This is a genomic window from Vibrio sp. 10N.286.48.C11 (assembly GCF_041469805.1).
Classification (GTDB): domain Bacteria; phylum Pseudomonadota; class Gammaproteobacteria; order Enterobacterales; family Vibrionaceae; genus Vibrio; species Vibrio crassostreae_C.
The window spans coordinates 1-7,787 of record NZ_JBFRLK010000076.1 but is presented as its reverse complement, the minus strand read 5'-3'; the positions used below and the strand labels follow the sequence as shown (position 1 = coordinate 7,787).

At 35.5% G+C, this 7,787-nt stretch carries 7 protein-coding genes and 2 pseudogenes; 1 reads left to right on the top strand and 8 read right to left on the bottom strand.

What is annotated here, in order from left to right; genetic code table 11:
• The 7 genes and pseudogenes from AB4209_RS17630 to kdsB all read right to left on the bottom strand — a co-directional run.
• Positions 1 to 726, bottom strand: a 726-nt coding sequence (locus tag AB4209_RS17630) for an IS4 family transposase (RefSeq protein WP_372056711.1), incomplete at its 3' end; no start/stop codon positions are given.
• A gap of 366 nt (positions 727 to 1,092) precedes the next feature.
• Positions 1,093 to 1,624 (bottom strand): annotated as a pseudogene (locus AB4209_RS17625) (ISAs1 family transposase); the annotation flags it as partial.
• Between the two features lie 294 nt (positions 1,625 to 1,918).
• Positions 1,919 to 2,791 (bottom strand): hypothetical protein, encoded by an 873-nt coding sequence (locus tag AB4209_RS17620; protein ID WP_372056709.1) that lies wholly within the window; start codon positions 2,789 to 2,791, stop codon positions 1,919 to 1,921.
• Between the two features lie 16 nt (positions 2,792 to 2,807).
• Positions 2,808 to 3,971, bottom strand: coding sequence for a hypothetical protein (locus tag AB4209_RS17615; protein ID WP_372056707.1), 1,164 nt, complete (start codon positions 3,969 to 3,971; stop codon positions 2,808 to 2,810).
• Positions 3,972 to 4,021: 50 nt separating this feature from the next.
• Positions 4,022 to 5,590: an N-acetylneuraminate synthase family protein gene (locus AB4209_RS17610; RefSeq protein WP_372056705.1), complete on the bottom strand. Its 1,569-nt coding sequence runs from the start codon at positions 5,588 to 5,590 to the stop codon at positions 4,022 to 4,024.
• A gap of 2 nt (positions 5,591 to 5,592) precedes the next feature.
• Entirely contained in the window at positions 5,593 to 6,270 is a 678-nt protein-coding gene (locus tag AB4209_RS17605) for an inositol monophosphatase family protein (protein ID WP_372056703.1), read from the bottom strand.
• Positions 6,271 to 6,272: 2 nt separating this feature from the next.
• Positions 6,273 to 7,007 carry a 3-deoxy-manno-octulosonate cytidylyltransferase gene (kdsB, locus tag AB4209_RS17600; RefSeq protein ID WP_372056701.1) on the bottom strand — a complete coding sequence of 245 codons (735 nt, stop codon included), beginning with the start codon at positions 7,005 to 7,007 and terminating at the stop codon, positions 6,273 to 6,275.
• Between the two features lie 313 nt (positions 7,008 to 7,320).
• Between kdsB and AB4209_RS17595 the strand changes: the two are divergent.
• Positions 7,321 to 7,556 (top strand): annotated as a pseudogene (locus AB4209_RS17595) (helix-turn-helix domain-containing protein); the annotation flags it as partial.
• On the opposite strand, the gene AB4209_RS17590 reads toward AB4209_RS17595, so the two are convergent.
• Positions 7,552 to 7,787: transposase (locus AB4209_RS17590; protein ID WP_372056699.1), on the bottom strand; the 236-nt coding region annotated here is incomplete at its 5' end. The pseudogene AB4209_RS17595 and the gene AB4209_RS17590 sit on opposite strands and share 5 nt — an antisense overlap.

Genomic DNA, 7,787 nt, shown 5'->3' with positions numbered 1-7,787 from the left:
TTTTTCATGATCTTGCCCTGTGATCGTGTAACCGCCTGTGACGGGTTGAGCATCCATATGCTCAAACAGCTTTTGTTTATCAACAAGTATTCTAGAGTGTTTGGCTCTGACAACAAAACGTTCACTATGCGATTGTTTATCTGCCAAGTAACTCATGATATCGGCTTCTCTATCACATACTGAAATAACGTTAGGCATATGCTCTTTGAGTCGTTGACGTGTGAAATAGGAAGCATTTGACCATTTACCGCTTTCTTTCTCATCAGCATCACCAAGCTTATCGGGGCGGCACCACCAGTCTTGATGTATCAGTCCCATTGTTCTCGATGTATGGCTATCCAGCAGCATTACGGAGTGAACCCACCATCCACGAGACGTATCTGTTTCTTTACCGAGCTTTCCTAACGAGGGAGCAACACTATGCTTAAAGCTTAAAGAAGTCGTATCTTCAAGGGCAAGTATTTCATCGACACTAGCCGCCTGTTGGGCTGCATATTCAAAGCCTGCAGCTCTAATCACGGATGGGCTGACATTTTTGTTACGGATCAAGCGGTACGCTCCCTCTAGTTTTGACTCACTCCCTAGACAAGTTTGAGCTAGGGACTTTCCACTGCTAGCGGCTAACTGAGAGGCTACACATTTTAGTCGTTCTGTTCTGCGTTTATCGCCCAGAGTGGAGCTGCCAAAATGGTCATCGGCCCATTGTTCGTGATTAAAAAGAGACATAGCAAGCCAAAAATAGTGGATTTGTATGATCTGATCGCACACATACGGAAAAGTTCATTTCAATTTAGATATTTGTGTAGAAGAGTCAGTACTAGAGTTAAGCACTTGATCAACCGCTTGATCCAATCGTTTTTGGTTGCCTTTTACTGCTAGGAGATAATCTGCGTCTTGAGCGACTATCTTTTCAGCGTAACTGTCACCCGCAAGGTATTGTCAGTGAACAGAGAATGTGAATCGGCACCACCTTTAATATTAAGCGCTATCTGGGTATAGATGTAGCTACTAATTTTAGAACAATTCACTAGACCGCATAATTCATGCGACAACACAAAATGGTCTGGGTGAATAGTTACTTTTGAGCTATGTCCTTTGGTATCCCATAGCATAAATCGTCACTAAGCAGCCTCGTAAAGAAAGTATCTCAGCAGTTCAGGGAGCTCTTTATTTCACTGCTTTTGTCTGCTGTTTTAACCTGCCCTAACACAACTTGATTTGCAGCACTAAACGCACTGACCATATGAATTGCACCACAACGTTTGTCTTTGTTGTATGTGCCTCTGAGGGTTTTGCCGTCGATAGCGATAACTTCCCCCTCAGTCACCTCATGACAGTCTTTTATCCACCCAGTAAAGCATCGTTGCAGTTGCTTGGCGGAAATAAGATTGATAACTCGGGCAATAGTATCGTGTACTGGTATGCCTTGTTTGAAATCGCCATACTGTCTAAGCCACTCCAAGTTATCTTCACCAAAATCTTCAATATCCTCCCAACCTTCAGCACCAGCAATCACTGCTGCAATTGTTAAGAAGATAATGTCGGTTAGCGTGTGCTCTATTTTCCAAGCTTGGCGAGGGTCTCGAATAACTGAAATATGGTCCAAAAGGCTTAATCCATTCATTATGGCTAAATATCTGCTGTTAAAAAACAGTATATGATCACACCTAAATCTGATCATCAAATCGATCTTGAATGTATTGAATTTGTTGTGACTTCAGTGAACGAATTAATGAAAGTAATACTTCATCTCACCCCTTATTCCAGAAGGTTTTATGATCTTTCCCTGTGGAGTTACCCTCGAAATAATGCTTAAATATTTTTGTTATATTCCAGTTCAGGCTAAGGATTTCTAATAACCAAGGTAAACTTAGAGCACTTTCCTGTATCATCGAAAAAATATAACCTGACTCTAATTTTATACTTTTTTAAATTGGACTCTGTCATCTATAATATATTGTTCTGCAGATGTACCATGGTGATAAACATCTACAAATTTATCTGAATCCAACAGTTTCATAATCAATATCTCAGCCATTTTGTCACGGAATTCTAAATCTATATTATCATACTGATCTGCAACATTAGGGTGAGGCTTAAATATAGAAAAATCATAGTCATATGAAATCAATTCATAGTATTCCATGTAATTTATGGTTCTTGAGTTCGAAGAAAGATATAAACATATTTTATTTCCTTCAGGTAAAACTATTGAATTCAATTCAAATATATTATCGAACATATCTTTATTATATAAATAATTTTCAACAAATGAAAATGGAAATGAAAATGTTTTAAATGCATAATCTGGATGGGTAGCTTCATATTTCTCAGGGAAGTACAAGTATTGTTTTTTATTTTTTTTAGATTTCCCTGGCGTAGAATTAACAAGCCCGATCTTTGTAAGAAAATATATAATATAATTCTTCCATTTCCTATTAGTTATTTTTGTTATCGATTTTTCATATGATCCTAACCCTTCCTCATATACAAAAAAATCCGCATGGTTAAATTTCCCCAAAAAAAACATCTCAAAATGAAGATCACTGTGTATATATACTCTATCCGTTTGAGTGATATTGAATTTATTTAATGTTCGATCTCTCTTATTATTGATAATAATTACATCATCCCAATTATGATCATAAATTTTTATTTTTTCTGAAAGCTCTTTTGCTCCATAAAAATTTGGGATAATGAAAAGTATGTTTTCCTCTCCTTTGTGTAAATTACTAACTAAGTTAACGCAGTTAAAATACTGTAGTGGCTTCGTACAAAAAAAATAATTCATATGATTACTATCTCCTTTACCTAGATGTGCTATATGAAAAAATGAACCACCAAAGTAAATAGTTATTAATATTAAAAATTATAGCTGAAGGCTCAAATAAAGTTGGAGATAACGTTAATAAAACAACAATCTTTGCCGAATTTTTAATATTTGAATTAAAAACTGATATTGAAATAAATAGCAATAAAACAATAGGGAATAATATTGTATACTCCACGGCTGACCTAAGCCATACATTATGTATTGTATTGAATATCCCTATGCTTTCAAAGTAATCCATATATCCATACGCACCAAAGGGGAGGAACGTATTATTTAACAGTAAATTTCCAACTTCAAAATATTGCTCTAATCTACCGGAAGAAATCCCAGCAGCTGACCCTGAATATTCGCTGCTAATTCTTAATTGTGTTAAAATCAATTCCATATTAAATATTGAGAAAACTGCAAATGAAATAATTATTATCGCAATTTCGATGTGTCTTTTATGATACATTAAGTAAAATAAAACAAGTAGTAATGAAGTTATCAAACCTCCTCGGCCACCACTTAGGTACTGAGTAAGTATGAGCATAAATATAGATAGCCTAACTAAGTTACTTTCTTTTATAGTACCTGTTAGACAGAAATATAAATTTGCTCCGACAAACATTGCAAGCCCACCAGACCACCCCGTTCTTAAACTTCCAAACCCTGAAAACGTAACTGGAAAGTTATTAAACTCTGCTGGTGCAGTTAGTCCAAGATCTAAATAATAAGAGGCAATTATGACAGATGTTAACAATATAATAATAAAATTAATTTTATTTATTACAGATCTTATAGATGTATCATCAAAATCTCTGACAATAAAAACTCGAAAAGTAAACATTAAAACTAATGCGTAAACAAAAGGGTAAATATTAGAAATTATAAAAACTTGGCTTTCACCAATCCCAAAGATAGCAGGAATTAAAATTAGTGAAATCAATATAGTTATAGTTATAATTTCTGATAGTTTTATACTATTAACGTGTTTTGAGTTTTTCAATGCCAAATAAAAAACACCCAATACCAAAGAGTATTTTACTATGCCAAAAACAAATACAGGCACACCAAAAAACCAATACATTGGTGATGTTACTAGAAAAAAAGCATATAAATTAATTTCAAGTCGGGATATTTTATTTGGTTTATTCATCAGGCTTAATTACACAACTCATATTTAATTAATCATCTAATTCATAAAAATTATTTTTTTGTATATTTATGATGCTCAGATGATACGATTTCTTTATTTTCACTGCCTAAACAAACCTCTGCCAATCTTATATCTGACACAAATTGTCTAAAGTTATCTGTCAGCATGTCTATTGCTACATTATCGAAATGAGCCCAAGGAGTATTACCATATTTCACGTGTTTCTCAACCATAAGTCCGCCAGCAGCTACAGCAAGTTGACAACACAACGAACCTACATCATGGCTAGAATAACCAGGGACAACTTTAGGATGTATTTTACTTAAGTCATGATAGTGTCGTACAACGGCCACATTAGCATCTTCATTCATAGTTGGATAAGAAGAAATACATTGAAGAAGATATAGACTCTTACAATTTTTAAATTCTGTTAATACAAATTCTTCATAAGCGCTGTCAGTCATACCTGTAGACAACACCAAGTTGCCTGAGAAATCCTTGGCTACGGCTTTAAGAAACTCAGTATGTTCAGATATTGTCGAAGGTAATTTTATCATATCTAAGTTATATTGTTTCATAAAATCATATGATGGTAAATCAAGCACTGAAGCAAACCATTTAATTCCATATTCTTGGCACCACTTTTCAACCATTTGAAAGCCAAAATTATCAAGCTCTAATCCGTGCCGATAGTCTCTAAACGTATCACCGAATGGGGATTTATACTGTCTTTCAAGGTCCTCTTGAGAGTAGAAAGATTCTACATCACGTTTTTGAAGTTTAATATAGTCAGCACCAGCCTCTGCCGAGGCTTTAATCATTTTTCTTAATAGTTCTAAATCACCAAAATGATTGGTAGTAATCTCTGCGACAATTATAACGTTGTATGTGTTTTTTGAACGAGTATTTGATTTTCTAGTAGCTGCTTTTACTGTTATATCTTGAATTTTTTCACAGTCACCATTACCGTTTGCCAACAAATTAAACTGTTCGCAGTTTAATGAACTAAATGAGCGATCACCTACATGTTTTACAGAAATGGATAAGTCAGATTCATGGGAAAGCAGCAGTTCTAAATAAGATTTTTGACTACTGAGTAAGTTTTCTACGTATTCAGTTTCACCAAATTCAATATGTCCTCCTGATTTTTCTGAGAAACCTTTAGATATTGTAAAATCAAAACCGACCAGGTAAACATCTAGTTTATCCCGCACAAAGTCTGCACATAAATTAGCCAACTTCAATGCCGAAACTATTGTTGCATCCTCCAATGAAAAAGTAGGAGCGAAAAATCGCTCTTGCATTGGTTGAGGGTTTTCTGGGTTTTCATGTAAATGAGGAACTTGAATAATATTTGACTCTTTTCTCTCCACTTTTCTAGATGTAATATAGAAAGAACACTCACCACCTTCATTTAAAATGAAATCCTCGACCCAAGGTAAGTGAAACAGTCCCACATCACCTGACAAAGCTCGTTCTGAATCATTGATATTGATGATAAAAAAATCATCTAACCTTGAGAGTTCTATATTATCAAGCGAAGGTCCTTTACCAACAATTAGAATTTTTCTTTTCCCTGAAAGTTGGAAAAACCTTAAGATATCACTGATAGCATTCACTGTTACTGTGCCTCAATCAAAATTTTATATTTCTTGGTCGGAAAAAGTATCTGCCCTTTATAAAGCTCACCATCTACATATGCTTTAACGTCATTTTCAAGTGCTAGATTTAATCCAGGTAATACATCCCAACAACTCACACCTTTTACATTCTCGAAACGAGCATAGGCACCTTTAACAGCGTTAAGCATATTATACATTGAACACCCAATGATTCTATATTCGAATCCTACCGGTAACTTTTTCAAGTCATCTATAGTTAGAGAAGATGAAAGCCCATGTATACGAGACTCAAATTTTTCAAGAGATTGTCCCGATATAGCGACCTCGTCAAGCTGTGGTAGGTAGATGCACGACTCTTGGTGCTCACCATTAGTATAAACAGATATCCCCACTCCCCACTCACGTAAGCCACTGACAAAATTCTCGGTTCCATCTATTGGGTCAAGTACAACATATGAACCTTTTTCATCCCAATTTACATCTGTAAAAGGTGCTAACTCTTCCGAAATAAGGATATGTTGAGGGAGGTGTTCCTTACAAAAACTAAAAACAATGTCCTGAACAAGTAAATCACCTTTTGATACGAAGCTATCATCAGGTTTTTTTACCTTTTGGCTCCTCAGTGCCAGTATATCTTCCAATGATTCAGATATTACTTTTACTAATTTTTTAAGCATAACTAACTCCTATACATGGGATAAATTGAATCATTTTTCATTAATTCCCTAATTTCTTTTAGGTCAGACTCTGTATCTAAACTAATTTTTGCACTATCTAATTTAACCGTCTTTATCTTGTAACCATGCTCAATAATTCTCAAAAATTCATTCGGTTCAGCGCGCTCTAAAGGCGTTTCTGGCCATTCAATGAATTGTTTTAAAGACGCCTTAGTAAAACCTACAATAAAAACCACTTTAAGTAACTCGCCATCATTAATTGATTGATTAGGTATATCTGAACGAGAGCAAAAAATCATATTCCCAGATAAATCTAAAACAGCTTTAAAATCCTGTGGGCTATTGAACTTTTCAAAAGGTGTAACACCCAAACAGTAATCGGGAGAACTATCCAGCATTGTGGCTGCGATCGAGTCTATATGTTGAGGATTGACTAACACTTCATCGCCTTGAATATTAATAACAATATCCGCGTTTATTTGACCTACAGCCTCATTAATCCTCTCAGTTCCATTACGGTGATTACCTGTCTCTATAACCTTACAACCATATTGACTTGCGACTTCTATAATGTCTTTAGAATCGGTGCAGATATAAACATCTTGAAGCATCTTAGAAAGACTAGCTCTCTTATAAGCGTGTATAATCGCAGGCATTCCTTCTATATCTTTTAATGCTTTTCCTGGTAATCGAGAGGACTCTAACCTTACAGGTAATAACCCAACAATATTTTTCATAAATTAACCTCTAACAATATATAAACTAATTACACTCAATCGAGTTAAATTTAATTTAAAGTACTCATGTCGCAAAAAATAACACAAACATCTTGTCCTACAAAACTTAAGAAAATTAGTAGAGCTCTGATTTACATCCGTATTTCGTTTCAGCCCTACTTTAAATGTTTCTCGATTGTTAGCATTCAAATTACCACATAGTGAATCGCTGCTAAGTTACGGAAAAATGAACTTCCCCGCAAATAAAGGTTTGCTATACCCGTGATCATTGAAGATGCTTGATTTTTTTAGAATCAGGATCATGCTACGCACCATGAAAATTACACTGACTCCTCAATAGAAATGCAACTCGACCATCACGACTCTACTCGTGATGGTCGAGTGCGTGACCGTATTAAGGCTGTTTTACTGGCTTCTGAAGACTGGAGTCAGGCTATGATTTCACAAGCCTTTCGTATTCATGAATCGACCGTTGCTCGTCATCTCAGTAACTACGTTATTTCTGATAAACTTAAGTCTGAAAATGGCAGAAGCCAGGGCAAGATTACGAAGCCCCTTGCCCTGCAAGGACTCGCGAAAGGTAAGCGTTATTGCGGTTCGCTTTTTTCTGCTTTCTTTTGATCCCTGCTTTGAAGCTGATTTCTTCCGTCAGCAGATTTAAAGCTATATGTCTTATAACTGCTAAATTCTCACCGGCTTGCTCTCGACGTATCCGACATTCATCTTCTTTAAAACCAACGTCTAATCGCCAGTGCATCTGATGGTGAGTAGACCGCAGGA

Excerpts from the sequence above, each read along its gene's own strand:
- AB4209_RS17620 (WP_372056709.1), bottom strand. The coding sequence starts at position 2,791 with ATGAATTATTTTTTTTGTACGAAGCCACTACAGTATTTTAACTGCGTT.
- AB4209_RS17615 (WP_372056707.1), bottom strand. The coding sequence starts at position 3,971 with ATGAATAAACCAAATAAAATATCCCGACTTGAAATTAATTTATATGCT.
- AB4209_RS17605 (WP_372056703.1), bottom strand. The coding sequence starts at position 6,270 with ATGCTTAAAAAATTAGTAAAAGTAATATCTGAATCATTGGAAGATATA.
- kdsB (WP_372056701.1), bottom strand. The coding sequence starts at position 7,007 with ATGAAAAATATTGTTGGGTTATTACCTGTAAGGTTAGAGTCCTCTCGA.